Genomic DNA, 16,190 nt, shown 5'->3' on the forward strand with positions numbered 1-16,190 from the left:
AGATAAAGATAGAGATAGAGATTGAGGAAAGCCTAAAAGCCTTCTTTATCTTTATCTTTATCTGCAGTTAAGTTGCTCGTCCAGCAGGTCCCTCACCTTACCCAGCAATTCGCTGATGCTGATCGGCTTGGACACGAAGTGGCGCGGGTCGCCCTTGATCAGGCTGTCGGTGATGATGTCCGCGGTGTAACCGCTCATGAACAACGCCTTCACCCCCGGCCTGATCCGGGAGATCTCGTCGTACGCCTCTTTGCCGTTTCGCTTGGGCATGATCACGTCCAGGATCACCAACTGCACCTCCGCGGCTGCCCCCCGGAACGTCTGCACCGCATCTTCCCCGTCCACTGCCTTGATCACCCGATAGCCGAATTCCTCCAGGAGCTCTCCCACCATCTCCCTGATTACCGCGTCATCCTCGACCAGCAGGATGGTCTCGTCCCCACCCCGCAGTTCCTGGTCCGCCTGGGCCGCCTCCATCTCGGCAGGCGCATCGATGAGCGGCAGGTAGATCCTGAAAACGGTGCCGTGCCCCGGCTCGCTGTAGCAGTTGATGAAGCCGGCGTGCTGTTTCACTATCCCGTACACCATGGCCAGCCCCAGGCCGGTCCCCTTGCCCGGCGCCTTGGTGGTGAAGAAGGGCTCGAAGATCCTGTCCCTGGTCTTTTCATCCATGCCGACCCCGGAATCGGCGACCGCCAAAAGGGCGTAGCTCCCCGGGCGGCCGTAGCCGTGCTTGGCCACGAACTCCCGGTCCAGAGCCATGCTCTCAGTCGACAGGCTCAGCACCCCCCCCTCCGGCATGGCGTCCCGGGCGTTCACCACCAGGTTCATGATCACCTGCTCGATCTGGCCGGAGTCCGCCATGATGGAGAGCTCCTCCGGCGCAAGCTGCGACCTCAACTCGATGTTCTCCGGGATCAGGCGCTGCAAAAGGATGTCGACGTTGTTGATGATGGCGTTGAGCCCGGTGGGCGCGGGGTTGCCGGCCTGCCTCCTGCTGTAGGCCAAAAGGCTCCGGGTCAGGCTCGCCGCGCGCTCGGAAGCTCGCAGGATCTCGCCTACCTTGCGCTGCAGCGGGTGCTCCTCGTCCAGTTCCAGCTGCATCATGGTGGTGTAGCCGATGATGGCGGTGAGGATGTTGTTGAAGTCGTGTGCTATGCCGCCGGTCAGGGTGCCGATGGCCTCCATCTTCTGGGACTGGGTGAGCTGGTGCTCCAGCGCCAGTTTCTCCTGCTCCGCCCGGAGCTTCTCGGTTACGTCGTGCACCATGACGATCTCGGCGTCGACCCCGGCGAATTTCATCACCTGCGATATGGTCTCCACCAAAATGACGCTACCGTCTTTTTTCACGTGGCGCTTGAGCGGGGCACCCGCTGTGCTTGTCTCCCCCTGGGGGAGCAGTTCCAACCCCTCAGAAGAGTGCGCCGACAGGTCGTTCAGCTTCATCTCCAGGAACTCCTGCATGGAGTAACCGTAGTGCCTGAGCGCCGCGTTGTTCACCGCCAGGAAGGAGAGGGCCTTCAGGTCGTAGGCCCACATCGGGTGCGGGTTGTTCTCGAACAGCAGGCGGTATCGCTCTTCCGACTCCTTGAGCGATAGCTCGAACTGCCGGCGCTGGGTGATGTCCTCCTTGATGCAGACGAGGTGCGTGGCCTTGCCGTCCATGGTCTTGATGGGGGAAAGGGTGACCTGTTCCCAGAAAATGGCGCCCTCTTTCCGGCGGGCCGGGATTTCGCCGCGCCATTCCTTGCCTCGCCGCACCAGTTCGCGCAATGCCAGCTTGAAGCCGAGCTGGGCCTCGTGCGGCAGGAGCCGTTTCATGTCGCTCCCCACCAGCTCCGCGACTTCATATCCTGTGGCCTCGACCGTCATGGGGTTGACGTATTCGATGGTGCCGTCGAGCGTCGCTATCAGCACCGCGTTTGGGCTTTGTTCGATCACCCGCGACAGCTTGAGGATCTTGTCGGCCGCCTCCTGCCGTTCGGTCACGTCGTAGCAGGTGCCGATGTACCCGACGAACTCGCCGTCGATACCGTAGAAGGGGCGCCCCATGTCGGTGATCCAGCGGTAGCTGCCGCTTCTGTGCCGCAGCCGGTATTCCATCTGGAAGGGCCTGCGGTTTTCGACGGCGTCGAGGTAGGTGCGGCAGCAAAAATCCAGCTCTTCCGGATGCACCCCTTGCATCCAGCCGTCTCCCTGTTCCTCTTCCAGGGGCCGCCCGGTGAACTCCAGCCAAGTCTGGTTGAAGTAGTCGCACTTGCCGTCGGTTCCCGCGCGCCAGACCATGGCGGGGAAGTTCTCGAACAGCGTCAGGTAGAAGTCGCGGGAGCGTTCCTGTTCCAAGAGCATCTTGTTGAAGGTCCGCGCCATCTGACCGATCTCGTCGTCGGAAATCACCGGCGCGAGCCGCCGGGAGCCCTTAAGCGAGGGGAGCTGCTCCAGGTGGCGGGTGAACGACAAAAGAGGCCGGGTCAGGTACCCCATGAAGGGCCAGACGATCAGGATGGAGAGAAGCGACGCGGCGAGCGAGCCCGCCAGGAAGTAGTTCCTCGCCGTGTAAAGCGGCCCGTACACCTCGCTCAGCGGGTAGCTGACAGCCATGATCCAGTTGGTGGATTTCAACCGCTTCACCGAGCGCAGCACCGGCAGCCCGGCTACGGTGCCGCTCTCCCTGGTCCCCTCGTACCCTGCGATCGCCCGGTCCACCATGTCGTTGCTTCCGGGGGGGTCGCGGCGCAGCACCCGCTTGGGGTTCGGGTGCATCAGCACGTAGCGGTTGCTGTCGTAGAGGGAGAGGAAACCCTTCTGCCCCAGTTTCAGCGCGGCCAGCGACTGCAGGTACCGCTGCCGGCGCAGGTCGATGCTCCCCCCCAATATGCCGATGATCCGGTGCTTGGAATCGTATACCGGGGTACTGAACATGATGATGGGGTAGCTTTGCTTCTGGATCGAGACGAAAGGCGCTGAGACGGACATCTTCCCCGTCTGCATGGTCTGCTTGAAGTAGTCCCGGAAGGAGAAGTCTTTGCCGATGAAGTTGAGTCCCTCCGGGTTGGCGGCGATGAGCCTCCCGGTGTTCGAGAAGATGAAGAGGGAATTGTCGAAGAAAGCGCGCTGCTTTTTATGCGCATCGAGCAGCTGCTGTGCCAGCTTTTGGCTGCCCAGCGTTTCAGGGGTGATGCCGGCGGCGAGCTGGTCTAGGTCCGACATGAAGTCGAAGATGCGGTTGTCTACCTGATAGGCCAGGGAATCGAGGAGCGTGGACTGCTGCAGGGAAATGTTGCGTCTGAATCTTTGCTCGTAGTACAGCACCGAGCTCACGGCCGTCACCGACATCAGGAAGCCGACCAGCAGGAAGACGGCTAGTGTCATTTTGGTTTTCATGCTGGTGACGAGCACGGAAACTCCAAATCGGCTAGGCTGGGCCAGACGGAGGACCCAGTGTGTTCACACGGCGTAGATGGGACAGAGGCAGGCACCACTGTCTCAGTGCCTCACGGAAGTGGCTTCAACCAATACCAAACACGTTATATACGTTTTTGAAGAAATAACAATACTATAATTTGAATCAGCTTATGCCACAGAATGAAACACAATGAAGGGTCAGGCGGTAGACGGTTTGACAGTGATGCCTAACCATATTCAATAAAGATACGGCTTCAAACAGTGAATGCTTGAGCTTATTTTGCGGGGCGGCGCGGCAGCGGGAGTGGCGCTCGAAGGCCTACGCAGCAAAACCGTCAACAATCTGTCGCCATCCCTGCTTTTGTGGCCTAAAGTGGACAACCTTCAGGCTATTCCAGGTGTTTACGCGTAGAGCAGTGGTGGGAGTAGCTCTCGTATCCACTGCAGATGTGGAAAACCATGTTGATAACACACCCCTTGTGCCGGGAAGTTTCAGTAATGGAGACATCTCCAGCAAATTGCCGCAAATTTAGGCACGCCAAAACCGCGCGGAATGGGGCTCTGACATTCCATTGACGCTTGGGCACGGCGTAAAAAAAGGGGGGCGGCCGCCCCCCTTTTCCACTTCATTTATGTCTCAAAAGTCAGGCCATCACGATCAGAAGTTCCTCTTTCTCGACCTTGCCCCCCTCCTTGCAGCGCACCTCGAAGACGGTCCCGTCTTCCTTGGCCTTGATGTTGGTCTCCATCTTCATGGCCTCGGTGACGGCGAGGATATCCCCCGCCTTGACGGAGTCGCCGGTCTTCACGTTCATCTTGATCACCTTCCCCGGCATCGGCACCCCTACGTGCTTGGGGTTCGACTTGTCGGCCTTTTCGTGGCCGCAGTCGTCGCTTTGCACCGACTGGTCGCGCACGGTGACGCTCCTTGAGTTGCCGTTGAGCTCGAAGTAGATCTGCTTGGTGCCGTCGGGCTGGGTCTTGCCGACCGCATTCAGCTTGACGATCAAGGTCTTTCCGGGCTGGAGCTCGATGGAGGTCTCCTGCCCCGGCTCAAGGCCGTAGAAGAAGACCGGGGTCGGGATCACGGAGACGTCGGAGTACTCCTGGCGGTGCTTCGCGTATTCGACGTAGACGCTCGGGTACATGATGTAGGACATCAGTTCCTCGTCGTTCACCGGGTGCCCCGCCTTGGCTTCAGCCGTGGCGCGCTCCTTCTCGAAATCCGTCGGCTCCAGGAGCTCGCCCGGGCGGCAGGTGATGGGCTCCTGCCCTTTCAGGACGATCTTCTGCAGCTCCTCGGGGAACCCCTGGTACGGTTGGCCGATCATCCCCTTGAAGAAGCCGACCACCGACTCGGGGAAGGCGAGATCCGCGCCCGGCACGAAGACGTCTGCGGGCTCCAGGTTGTTCTTGACCAGGAACATCGCCATGTCGCCGACGACCTTGGAGGAAGGGGTCACCTTCACCACGTCGCCGAAGAGCACGTTTACCTTGTGGTACATCTCCTTGCACTCTTCCCAGCGCTCCAAAAGCCCGAGTCCCGCGACCTGCGGCTTGTAGTTGGAGTACTGCCCGCCCGGGATCTCGTGGTGGTACACCTCGGCGGTGCCGCTTTTGAGCCCGGATTCGAACGGGGCGTAGAAGTCGCGCACCGTCTCCCAGTAGTTGGCGAGCTGCTGCAGGCCGTGCTCGTTCACCTTGGGATCGAGCTCGGTCCCCTTGAGGGTCGCCACCAGCGCGTTCAGGTTGGGCTGCGAGGTGAGGCCGGAGATGGAGGAAAGCGCCGCGTCGACGATGTCGACACCCGCCTGCGCCGCCATCACGAGGAGGGCGCCGCCGTTTCCGGAGGTGTCGTGGGTGTGCAGGTGCACCGGGATGCCGATCTCCTCCTTGAGCGCCTTGACCAGCTGGTAGCCGGCGTACGGCTTCAGGAGCCCGGCCATGTCCTTGATGGCGAGGATGTGCGCCCCCATCTTCTCCAGCTCCTTTGCCATGGAGACGTAGTAGGAGAGAGGGTACTTGGTGCGGGTGGGGTCGGAGATGTCGCCGGTGTAGCAGATGGCGGCCTCGCAGATCTTGCCCGATTTCTGCACCGCCTCCATGGCCACCTGCATGCCGCGGGTCCAGTTGAGCGAGTCGAAGACGCGGAAGACGTCGACGCCGGATTCGGCCGCCTGGGCCACGAAGCGCTGCACCACGTTGTCCGGGTAGTTGGTGTACCCCACGGCGTTGGAGCCGCGAAGGAGCATCTGGAACAGCACGTTGGGGATCGCCTCGGAGAGCGCGTGCAGCCTCTGCCAGGGGTCTTCCTTCAAAAAGCGCATGGTGACGTCGAAGGTCGCCCCGCCCCAGAGTTCCAGCGAGAAGAGGTCGCTGGCCAGGTGCGAGGTCGGCTCGGCGATCTTCAACAGGTCGTGGGTTCTGACGCGGGTGGCCAGCAGCGACTGGTGCGCGTCGCGCATGGTGGTGTCGGTCAAGAGCAGGTGATTTTGTTCCATGACCCACTTGGAAAGCCCCTCGGCACCCTTCTCGCGCAGGATGTCGCGGGTCCCTTTCGGCCTTTGGGCGAAGGGGGCGATCTGCGGCACGGTGGCCTCGATGAGCTCCGCGGAGCGCAAAGGCTTCGCGACCCCCGGGGAGCCGTTGACGATGACGTCCCCCAGGAACTGCAGCACCTTGTTGGCGCGGTCCTTCTTCTCCGGGATGACGAGGAGCTCGGGGTGCTGGTCGATGAACGAGGTGTTGCAGCCCCCCGCGAGGAACACCGGGTGCGTGATCACGTTCTCCAGGAAGCCGATGTTGGTCTTCACCCCGCGCACCCTGAACTCCTGGAGGCTTCGGTCCATGATGTGCGCGGCCTCGGCGAAGGTAAGGCCCCAGGCGCTCACCTTGACCAGCAGCGAGTCGTAATGCGGGGTGATCTGGGCGCCGGTGAAGGCGTTACCGGCGTCAAGGCGCACGCCGCATCCGGCCGAGGAGCGGTAGGTGGAGAGCGTCCCGAAGTCGGGGGCGAAGTTGTTCCCCGGGTCCTCGGTGGTAATGCGACACTGGATGGCGTAGCCGCGCATCTCGATGGACCCCTGATTCGGGATGTTGATCTCCGGGTCGGAGAGCCTCTTCCCTTCCGCGATCAGGATCTGGGCCTGCACCAGGTTTCTGCCGGTGATCATCTCGGTCACCGTGTGCTCCACCTGTATGCGGGGGTTCATCTCGATGAAGTAGTACTTGCCGTCCTCGTCGAGCAGGAACTCCACGGTGCCGGCGTTACGGTACCCCACCTGGTTCGCTATCTTCAGCGCGTCGGTGCAAAGCGCTAAGCGGGTGGCGCCGGGAAGCGCCAGCGACGGCGCGAATTCGACCACCTTTTGGTGGCGGCGCTGGATCGAGCAGTCGCGCTCGTAGAAGTGCACCAGGTTCCCGTAGGCGTCGCCCAGAACCTGCACCTCGATGTGCTTGGGGTTTTTCAGGTAGCGCTCCAGGAAGACGGAAGGGTCGCCGAAGGCGGCCTTTGCCTCGCTGGAGGCGGACTGCAGCCCCTCCAGGAGTTCCTTCTTGTCGGTGGCGACGCGCATGCCGCGGCCGCCGCCTCCCGCCGCCGCCTTGATGATGATGGGGTAGCCGTGATTCTTGGCGAAGATGAGGGCGTCTTCCTCGTGGGTGATCGGCTCCTCGGTCCCGGGCACGGTGGTGACGCCCGCCGCCTTGGCGACCTTCCTGGCGGCGACCTTGTCGCCCAGGGCGCGCTGCATCTCGGCGGTCGGTCCGATGAAGGCGATGCCGTTGGCCTCGCATTTCTCGGCGAATTCGGCATTTTCGGCAAGGAACCCGTAGCCCGGGTGAATGGCGTCGACTTCGCGCTTCTTCGCCAGCGCGATGATCTCGTCGATGCCGAGGTAGGCGTCGATGGGCGCTTTCCCCTTGCCGACCAGGTACGCCTCGTCCGCCTTGTAGCGGTGCAGGGATAGCTTGTCCTCTTCCGAGTAGATGGCCACCGTGCTGATGCCGAGCTCGGTGCAGGCGCGGAAGATCCTGATTGCGATCTCTCCGCGGTTTGCCGCCATCACTTTCCTGAATTTCCTTGCTTCCATTGCTTCTCCTTTGGGGGTAATTTTTTTACCGTGAGTAAAAGTTTGAGGGCAATTTTTTTACGAGAATAAAACAAAGTGGCCAGATTGGTAAAGCCAATTTCCGTTTAAAAAATGAGGGCTTAGTACCCTACCAGAAGGCCGGCCCATATAAGCATTTTTGCAATCCCTTTGTCAACTTGGAACTGTGTTTTATTGTATACCTTCCGTCTTGCCGTACTTGTTTTCCGGCAGCCGAAACAGGGAAGGCAATTTTGCTTGCCTTTAGGCGGCCGACTATCTATCTTGGCGCGATGATCATGCAAGGAACAGCGGTAAACGCGGTGGCAATTGTTATCGGCAGCGTAGTCGGCCTAAAGGCCGGGCACCTGATCCCCACCCGGGTGCGGGGCACCGTGATGGCGGGAGTGGGGCTCGCCGTACTTCTCATCGGGTGCCAACTGGCCCTGAAGAGCCGGGAACCGATGATCATCATCGGCTGCCTGATCGGCGGCGGCATCATCGGCGAGCTTTTGCGCATCGAGGAGCGCCTGGAGAAGCTGGGGAACTGGATCGGCGACCGTTTCCAGGGAAGCGGGCAGGTGGCCGAGGGGTTCGTCACCGCGAGCCTTCTTTTTTGCGTCGGCGCCATGGCCATCATGGGGTCGCTGCAGGACGGCCTGGGTTCCCGCCCCGAGATCCTCTACGCCAAGGCCGCCCTCGACGGCATCACCTCCGTGGCTCTCGCCTCCACACTAGGCGTCGGCGTCCTCTTCTCGTCATTGGCCGTTTTCGTCTACCAGGGGGCCATCACCCTGAGCGCGACGCTGGCCCAGCAGCTGATGACGCCTGCAGTGGTGCAGGAGATGAACGCCGTAGGAGGGCTGCTGATCCTCGCCATAGGACTCGATCTTTTGGGGATGAAACGGGTTCCGGTGGGAAACCTTCTTCCCGCCGTGTTCCTGGCGCCCCCCCTGGTCATGCTCTTTGCCTCCTCCTGACCCGCCTCGCGGGACTCAAAACCTTGACAATCACTTGTGCAATTGAATAACATGCCGTGTTTGCTTCGGCGTTCCACCTTCGCCTACGGGCTTCGGTGGACACGTCGCCCTTAGTCCAACTCTCCTCCCCCCGGAGGGGGGAGGTCGGGAGGGGGGAAGAGCCAGCGGGAAGAACAGGGTGAAGAAGATGGCTGCCCCCTCCCTGACCCTCCCCCTCCGGGGGCGGGGACTCGTGAGCTAAGATGACTCTTTCAGAACCAGCGACGCTTTCGCTGAGGCTCCGCAGAAGTCCCCTTTTCAGGTGGGTAGCGTGCAACACCCATCGGTAGCGACAGGCTGTCGCTTAGATTAAGTAAATGCAGGGAGAATAACTTTGGCTTGGAAAGCAATCGGCATTTTTGATTCCGGCGTCGGCGGACTCACCGTCCTTAAGGAGGTGGTGCGCGCGCTCCCCCAGGAGGACACCATCTACCTGGGCGACACGGCACGGGTCCCCTATGGGACCAAGTCCCCGGAGACGGTGGTGCGCTACTCGCGCCAGATCACCCGTTACCTGTTGAGCCGCGACATTAAAGTCCTGGTGGTCGCCTGCAATACCGCATCGGCCGTGGCGCTCTCGGCTCTGCAGCAGGAGTTCTCCATCCCCATCGTTGGGGTGATCGAGCCCGGGGCGCGCGCCGCAGCCGCCGTCACCAAGAGCGGCAAGGTCGGCGTCATCGGCACCACGGCGACGGTCGCCTCCTCAGCCTATACCAAGGCGATCAAGCGGATCAATCCGGAGATCGAGGTGGTGAGCCGCGCCTGCCCCCTGTTCGTGCCGCTGGCCGAGGAGGGGTGGGTGGATAACGAGGTGGCCCGGCTGACCGCCGGCATCTACCTGGAGGACCTCAAGAAGCACGGCGTCGACACGCTGGTGCTTGGGTGCACCCACTACCCGATCCTCAGGAAGGTGATCGCCGAGGTGATGGGGCCGGAAGTGACCCTGGTCGACGCTGCGGAGCAGACGGCGCTCACTGTGGCCGGGATTCTGGCCGAGCAGGGGCTTTTGCGCCCCAAGGGGGAGCGGGGAAACCACCATTATTACGTGACCGACATCCCTGCAGGTTTCATCAGGATCGGCAACCGCTTCCTGGGTGGGGATTTCGGAGACGTCTACCAGGTGAACCTGGAGCAGGAACAGCAGGAGGAAGAAGTTGAAGAAACGGACTAACAGAGCCAAAGGGACCCTGCTCATAGCCTTCCTGGTCTTCGCGGTCGTGGTCGGCTTGCTGGTGTTCAGGAAATACGAGACGGCCACGCGGGTGAAGCCGCCCGCTCCCGCGGAACGGGCACCCGACATCCGGCTGGTCGCGCTTTTCTTCGGCGCGCCCGACGGCTCCGGCCTCCTGCGCGAGGGGCGCGAGATCGCGGTCGAGGACACGACGGACGACATGCTTGCCAGCGTAGTGGACGAGCTGGTGGTGGGCCCCTTGGGGAGCCTCGCCCCCACCCTGCCGCATAACGCGCGCGTGCTAGGTGCCCACCTGAAAGGGGACCTGGCGGAGGTGAACTTCAGCCACGAGCTGGTGGAAGGGCTTCCTGAGGGAAGTTCCGCCGAGATGACTGCGGTCTACTCTGTGGTCGACACGGTTGCCACCAACTTTCCCCAGGTGAAGGGGGTGCGGTTCCTGATCGACGGCCAGCCGGCGAAGGAGCTCAAGGGGCATCTCGACCTCTCCGCCCCTATCTCGCCCGACTACACGCTGGAGAAAAAATAACTACCGTTCAAGGTTCAACGTTCAACGTTGCCAGCAGCTTTTCCTCTCGTTAGGGAACCTGCGGGGCAGCCGCCGTACCTCCTCCGGTGGCCGGAACGGGGTGAACGCGTCGAACGTTGCACTTCGAACGTTGAACGGATTTTTTGATCTCGTTCCCGAGGTCCACCTTGGGAACGCAAGGCCTGCCGAAGCTCCAGCTTCCAGGGGACTGGCTCCGCCAGGTGCCTGTCCCCCTTGGCAATGTCTCCCTAGGCAAAGCTGAAGCTTTTGCGCCGCATTGGGTTCCCAAGCTGGAGCTTGGAAACCAGGAGACGTTAGGGGACCTGCGGGGCAGCCGCCGTACCTCCTCCGGTGGCCGGACGGGGTGAGCGCGTCGAACGTTGAACTTTGAACCTTGAACCTTGAACGGATTTTGGGAGGTTAGATGAAGATGCCTTTTATGCAGGCGGTTAAAGAGCGGGTGCTGGTTCTGGACGGCGCCATGGGGACCATGCTGCAGGAACGCGGGCTGAAGCCGGGGCAGTCCCCGGAGGAGATGAACCTCACCGCAGCCGACGTGGTCGCCGGGGTGCACCAGGCTTATCTGGACGCCGGCGCCGACATCATCGTCACCAACACCTTCGGCGGGACCAAGGCGAAGCTGGAACATTACGGCCTCGGCGACCAAGTGGCGCGCATCAACGCCGAGGCGGTGAGGATCGCCCGCGAGGTGGCTGGCGAAAAGGCCTACGTGGCAGGTTCCATCGGCCCCACCGGCCGCTTCCTGGAGCCGGTCGGCGACATGAGCTTCGACGAGGCAGTCTCGCTTTTCCGCGAGCAGGCACAGGCGCTCGTCGACGCCGGCTGCGACCTGATCAGCTTCGAAACCTTCCTCGACATCAAGGAGATCCGCGCCGGTGTCATCGCGGTGCGCGAGATCTCCAAGGAGATCCCGGTCATCGCCATGCTCACCTTCGAGGAGAAGGGGAGAAGCGTCCTCGGCACCCCGCCCGAGGCTGCCGCCATCACCCTGGAGGCGGTGGGCGCGACCATCGTCGGCTCCAACTGCGGCTTAGGCCCTGAAGGGATCTACCAGATCCTCTCCGGCATGAGGGAGGTCACCGCGCTCCCGCTCATCTCCCAGGCGAACGCGGGGCTCCCGATCCTCAAGGACGGAGTCACAATCTTCCCGGCGACCCCGGACGAGATGACTTCCTACCACGACCGGCTGATCGAACTCGGCGTCCGCATCATCGGCGGCTGCTGCGGCACCACCCCCGCCCACATCGCCGCCATCAAGAAAGCGCTCGCCGCGAAGCAGACTCCCTTCGTCCCCAAGAAGGAGGACGGCACCACCTGGCTCTCCAGCCGCGGCAGCTTCGCCGCAGTCGGCTCCGCCCATCCGGTGGCGCTCATCGGCGAGCGCATCAACCCGACCGGCAAAAAGCTCTACTCGCAGGAACTCAGGGAAGGGAAGGTGAGCTACATCCGGCGCGAGGCGCTGGAGCAGACCGGGCTCGGCGCGACGCTTCTCGACGTGAACGTCGGCACCCCGGGGATCGACGAGCCGGCCGCCATGGAACGCGCCGTCTTCTGCATCACCGGCGCAGTCCAGACGCCGCTGGTACTCGACTCATCCTCCCCTGCCGCCCTGGAGGCGGGGCTTAAGGCCGCCGACGGCAAGGTGCTCATCAACTCGGTGAACGGCGAAGAAAAGAGCCTCGCCGCCGTCCTCCCCCTGGCCAAGAAGTACGGCGCGGCGCTGGTCTGCCTCACGCTGGACGAGGCGGGGATCCCTGCGGAGGCTGCGGGGCGGGTCGCCGTCGCCGAGAAGATCGCCGCTGCCGCTAAGGCCGCAGGGGTGAAAAGAAGCGATCTCGTGGTCGACTGCCTCACCCTGACGGTGAGCGCCGAGCCCAAGGGGGCGCTGGTGGCGCTGGAAGCGGTGCGCCAGGTGAGCGCGCTCGGGCTCAACACGACGCTCGGCGTTTCCAACATCTCCTTCGGCCTTCCCTGCCGCCCCCTCATCTCCTCCACCTTCTTCTCCTTGGCCATGGCCGCCGGGCTCACCTCGGCCATCGTCAACGTGAAGGAGGCGCCGATGATGGCGGCCTGGAGAAGCTCCATGGTGCTGCTGGAAAAGGACGTCAACGCGGCCTGTTACATCGAGGCCTACAAGGGGCAGGCGGTCGGCGCCACGGTGGAGCCAGCCGCTGCCGCCGGCGCAACCGGAACCCGGGTCGCAGCCGTCGAGCCGGAAGGTGTCCGCGGGCGCCTGGCCAAGGCGGTCATCAACGGCGAAGCGGACAACGTGGTGGCGCTGGTGGAAGAGGCGCTGGCCGAGGGGCTGACCCCGATGCAGATCAGCTCCGAGGCGCTCCTGGTCGGGCTCGACGAGGTGGGAAAGCGTTTCGGCTCCGGTGAATTCTTCCTGCCGCAGGTGATGGTCTCAGCCGACACCATGAAGACCGCTTTCGCCCGGCTGAAGATGGAACTTTCCACCGGCGGATTGCAGAGCATCGGCAAGATCCTGATGGCGACCGTCGAGGGGGACATTCACGACATCGGCAAGAACATCCTGGTCACCCTCCTGGAGAACAACGGTTTCGAGGTGATAGATCTGGGCAAGAACGTCCCGGCCGACCGCATCCTGTACGAGGCGCGTGCCCACCAGGTGGATGCCGTCGGGCTCTCCGCGCTGATGACGACGACCATGGCGCAGATGGACAAGGTGGTCAAACTCCTGAAGGCCGAAGGGGTGAAGAGCTTCACCATGGTCGGCGGGGCCGTGGTCACCCAGGAATACGCCGACGAGATCGGCGCCGACCTCTACGCCAAGGACGCCATGGAGGCGGTAGCCCGCATCAAGAAACTGCTGGCAAAATAAAGCTTTTCGGCGGCAACCCGGCTGGGGGAGCGCCCTAATATCGCTTGCAACGATCCTTCTGCTGTGCTAACTTGCGGTCGGGTTCCGCCATTTGGCGTAGAGGTAACACGATGGTCGTAGGTTTCAACCATAACATCAGGTACAAAGGGGAATTGTTCCACGTCCAGACCGAGGACAGCGGCATAGCAAACCCCCATATCATCACCCTTCTTTACCGGGGCGGAACCATCCTTGCCTCGGCGAAAACGAGCTACGCCGACATCATCAAGACCGAACAGCTTGAGCTGGTGGTCGAATCGATCATGAAAGAGCAGCACAAGGAGATGATGCGGCGCCTTAAAAACGGGGAGTTCGACGCCAGGATCTTCCCGGACGGGGCTCCGGCCTGCGCGGAGGAACCCGCCGCCAAGGAGCCGCCCCCCGAAAAGCAGAGCCCTCCGGCAGAACAGGCGCCCAAGCAACAGTCCGCGCCCGCAGCCAAAGTCATACCCCCGGCACAATCAGCCAACCGTAGCCTGGACGAGGTGATCCTCGATTACCTCATCACGGGCGAAGACAAATAAAGCCAGCCTGAAAGGAACCTTCGTGAAAGAAAAGATTGCAGATCTGGAGGAAAAGGCGAGGCGCCTGCGCGTCGCCATCGTGAAGACGCTGCACAAATCGCAGTCCGGCCACACCGGCGGGTCGCTCTCGGCCATCGACATGGTGTGCGCCCTGTACTTCCACAAGATGCGCCATAACCCGCAGGACCCGTCCTGGGAGGGTAGGGACCGCTTCGTGCTCAGCAAGGGGCACGCGGCGCCGGCGCTTTACGTCACCTTGGCGGAGTGCGGCTACTTCCCGGCCGAGGATCTGATGATGCTGCGCCGCCTGGGGAGCCACCTCCAGGGGCACCCGGACAGCAAGGGAACTCCCGGCGTCGACGTCTGCACCGGCTCGCTCGGGCAGGGGCTTTCCATGGCCAACGGCATGGCGCTCGGCTTCAAGCTCGACGGCAAGGACAACCGCGTCTATGCGGTCCTGGGCGACGGCGAGCTCCAGGAAGGGCAGATCTGGGAAGCCGCCATGGCCGCCGGTCACTACAAGAGCGACAACCTCTGCGCCCTGATCGACTCCAACGGCCTGCAGATCGACGGCGACGTCTCCAAGGTCATGAACGTGGCCTCCATCGGCGATAAGTTCAAGGCCTTCGGCTGGAACGTGATCGAGATCGACGGGCACGACATGGGTCAGATCATCTCCGCTTTGGATAAGGCCGAGGCGCACAAGGGGGCACCCACCGCCATCATCGCCAAGACGGTCAAGGGCAAGGGGGTTCACCTGTTCGAGAACAAGGCTTCCTACCACGGCGTCACCCCGAACGACGAGGAGCTTCCCGAGGCGCTCAGGTGCCTTGGCTGCTGCGACTAAACTTCATCGGCATGCTGCCGGGACAGGAAACAGCCCCCTCCCTGACCCTCCCCTTCCGGGGGCGGGGACGTTGGGCGGCAGACCACATACCAGAAAGGGAATCGATATGATCGCAACGAGGGACGCCTACGGCGAGGCGCTGGCCGAGCTGGGAGGCGAGAACGATAAGATAGTGGCGCTGGACGCGGACCTCTCCGGGTCCACCAAGACCGGCGTCTTCGCCAAGAAATTCCCCAACCGCTTCTTCAACATGGGAATCGCCGAGGCCAACATGGTGGGAACCGCCGCAGGCTTAGCCTCGGTAGGGAAGATCCCTTTCCTCTCCACCTTCGCCATCTTCGCCGCCGGCCGCGCCTGGGAGCAGATCCGCCAGTCGCTCGCCTACCCGAAGGCCAACGTTAAGGTCGTCGCCACCCACGGCGGCGTCACCGTGGGCGAGGACGGGGGGAGCCACCAGTCGGTCGAGGATATCGCCATCATGCGCGCCATCCCCAACATGACCGTTATCGTCCCCGCCGACGGCGAGGAGACCAAGGGGGCCATCCGCGCCGCCGCGGCCTACAAGGGGCCGGTCTACGTGCGCCTTGGGCGCAACAAGGTCGCCAACGTCTTCCCGGCAGGTCACAAGTTCGAGATCGGCAAGGGGAACGTCGTTGCCGAAGGGAAGGACTTAACCTTCATCACCACCGGCCTCATGACCGCCCAGGCGGTAATCGCCGCGGAGAAGCTGAAGGAAGAAGGGATCTCGGCGCGGGTGCTGCACCTGGGGACCATCAAGCCTCTCGACAAGGAGCTGGTGCTTAAAGCAGCACAGGAAACCGGAGCCATCGTCACCGCCGAAGAGCATTCCGTCGTTGGCGGGCTCGGCGGCGCCGTAGCCGAGTTCCTGGGCGAGGAATGCCCGACCCTGATGAAGCGGGTCGGCATCTACGACCGGTTCGGGCTTTCCGGCAAATCCGACGAACTCCTCAAGTATTTCGGGCTGAACGCCGAGACGCTGATCGAGCAGGCGAGGGAGATCGTTTCGAGGAAGAAATGATGCGCAGGGTGCTTGCGTCCAGCGGCGGCTTCACCTACATGACGGTTCTCGTCATCGTGGTCGTGGTCGGCATCGCGGCGTCGCGTGGCGCCATCGTCTGGAAGACAGCCATGCAGCGGGAGAAGGAGATCGAACTCCTCTCCCGCGGCACGCAAATCCGGGACGCGCTGAGGCGCTGGTACAAGGTGAAGGTGGTCCCGGGGGCGACGGAAGTCACACAGATCGACCCACGGGTGCCAGAACCTCCAAGCCCCCCGGAGCTGAAGGCGCTCTTGAAGGACCCCAACCTCCCCGGGAACGTACGATACCTCAGGCCCATCGCCCTCATCGACCCGATGAGCGAGAAGCCCGAGAAGGAATGGGACGTCATCAGGGAAAACGGCAAGATCGTCGGCGTCAAGAGCAGCAGCGAGAAGGAGCCGCTCAAGCAGGGGAACTTCCCCTTGGACCTGCACCCGGCCGACTTCGAGAAGAAGAAAAAGTACAGCGAGTGGGAGTTCCGCTACAAACGCGTTGCTCCCCCCCCTGGCACCAAGACGACAGCCATCCCAGGCGCCACGCCCGCCGGCCAGCCGGCACTCCCGGGGAACGCTGGAAGATAAAAGAAGCAAAGGCTGATGCCGCGCCCCCGTCCAATCCTGGAAC

10 protein-coding genes are annotated in these 16,190 nt (G+C 62.6%); 8 read left to right on the plus strand and 2 right to left on the minus strand.

All coding sequences use genetic code 11. The annotated features are described in order from the left end of the window. Nucleotides 1–57: 57 nt before the first annotated feature. Nucleotides 58–3,372, minus strand: coding sequence for a PAS domain S-box protein (locus GBEM_RS01370; protein ID WP_226373910.1), 3,315 nt, complete (start codon nucleotides 3,370–3,372; stop codon nucleotides 58–60). 677 nt (nucleotides 3,373–4,049) lie between these two features. After that, nucleotides 4,050–7,496 carry a pyruvate carboxylase gene (locus GBEM_RS01375; RefSeq protein WP_012528712.1) on the minus strand — a complete coding sequence of 1,149 codons (3,447 nt, stop codon included), beginning with the start codon at nucleotides 7,494–7,496 and terminating at the stop codon, nucleotides 4,050–4,052. 296 nt (nucleotides 7,497–7,792) lie between these two features. Between GBEM_RS01375 and GBEM_RS01380 the strand changes: the two genes are divergently transcribed. The 8 genes from GBEM_RS01380 (at nucleotide 7,793) to GBEM_RS01415 (ending at nucleotide 16,147) form a co-directional block, all read left to right on the plus strand. After that, a complete protein-coding gene (locus GBEM_RS01380; protein ID WP_226373911.1) occupies nucleotides 7,793–8,473 on the plus strand; it encodes a DUF554 domain-containing protein in 681 nt (226 codons plus the stop codon). Nucleotides 8,474–8,846: 373 nt separating this feature from the next. Beyond that, entirely contained in the window at nucleotides 8,847–9,683 is an 837-nt protein-coding gene (gene murI / locus GBEM_RS01385; RefSeq protein WP_012528714.1) for a glutamate racemase, read from the plus strand. Beyond that, a complete protein-coding gene (locus tag GBEM_RS01390) occupies nucleotides 9,667–10,230 on the plus strand; it encodes a GerMN domain-containing protein (protein ID WP_012528715.1) in 564 nt (187 codons plus the stop codon). Before murI ends, GBEM_RS01390 begins: the two co-directional genes overlap by 17 nt. Nucleotides 10,231–10,654: 424 nt before the next feature. Next, entirely contained in the window at nucleotides 10,655–13,096 is a 2,442-nt protein-coding gene (locus tag GBEM_RS01395; protein WP_041262513.1) for a homocysteine S-methyltransferase family protein, read from the plus strand. Between the two features lie 110 nt (nucleotides 13,097–13,206). Beyond that, a complete protein-coding gene (locus GBEM_RS01400) occupies nucleotides 13,207–13,659 on the plus strand; it encodes a hypothetical protein (protein WP_012528717.1) in 453 nt (150 codons plus the stop codon). A gap of 22 nt (nucleotides 13,660–13,681) precedes the next feature. Then, nucleotides 13,682–14,506 (plus strand): transketolase, encoded by an 825-nt coding sequence (locus tag GBEM_RS01405; protein ID WP_012528718.1) that lies wholly within the window; start codon nucleotides 13,682–13,684, stop codon nucleotides 14,504–14,506. A gap of 106 nt (nucleotides 14,507–14,612) precedes the next feature. Then, nucleotides 14,613–15,545, plus strand: a complete 933-nt coding sequence (locus GBEM_RS01410) for a transketolase family protein (RefSeq protein WP_012528719.1) — start codon at nucleotides 14,613–14,615, stop codon at nucleotides 15,543–15,545. Next, nucleotides 15,542–16,147, plus strand: coding sequence for a hypothetical protein (locus tag GBEM_RS01415; protein WP_012528720.1), 606 nt, complete (start codon nucleotides 15,542–15,544; stop codon nucleotides 16,145–16,147). Before GBEM_RS01410 ends, GBEM_RS01415 begins: the two co-directional genes overlap by 4 nt. Nucleotides 16,148–16,190: the final 43 nt, after the last annotated feature.

Origin of the sequence: Citrifermentans bemidjiense Bem, from assembly GCF_000020725.1 — a bacterium.
Classification (GTDB): Bacteria; Desulfobacterota; Desulfuromonadia; order Geobacterales; family Geobacteraceae; genus Geomonas; species Geomonas bemidjiensis.

What these genes read in the sequence shown, in the direction of transcription:
- GBEM_RS01370 (WP_226373910.1), bottom strand. Translation starts at nt 3,372, where the DNA reads ATGACACTAGCCGTCTTCCTGCTGGTCGGCTTCCTGATGTCGGTGACG.
- GBEM_RS01395 (WP_041262513.1), top strand. Translation starts at nt 10,655, where the DNA reads ATGAAGATGCCTTTTATGCAGGCGGTTAAAGAGCGGGTGCTGGTTCTG.
- GBEM_RS01375 (WP_012528712.1), bottom strand. Translation starts at nt 7,496, where the DNA reads ATGGAAGCAAGGAAATTCAGGAAAGTGATGGCGGCAAACCGCGGAGAG.
- GBEM_RS01415 (WP_012528720.1), top strand. Translation starts at nt 15,542, where the DNA reads ATGATGCGCAGGGTGCTTGCGTCCAGCGGCGGCTTCACCTACATGACG.
- GBEM_RS01410 (WP_012528719.1), top strand. Translation starts at nt 14,613, where the DNA reads ATGATCGCAACGAGGGACGCCTACGGCGAGGCGCTGGCCGAGCTGGGA.
- GBEM_RS01380 (WP_226373911.1), top strand. Translation starts at nt 7,793, where the DNA reads ATGCAAGGAACAGCGGTAAACGCGGTGGCAATTGTTATCGGCAGCGTA.
- GBEM_RS01400 (WP_012528717.1), top strand. Translation starts at nt 13,207, where the DNA reads ATGGTCGTAGGTTTCAACCATAACATCAGGTACAAAGGGGAATTGTTC.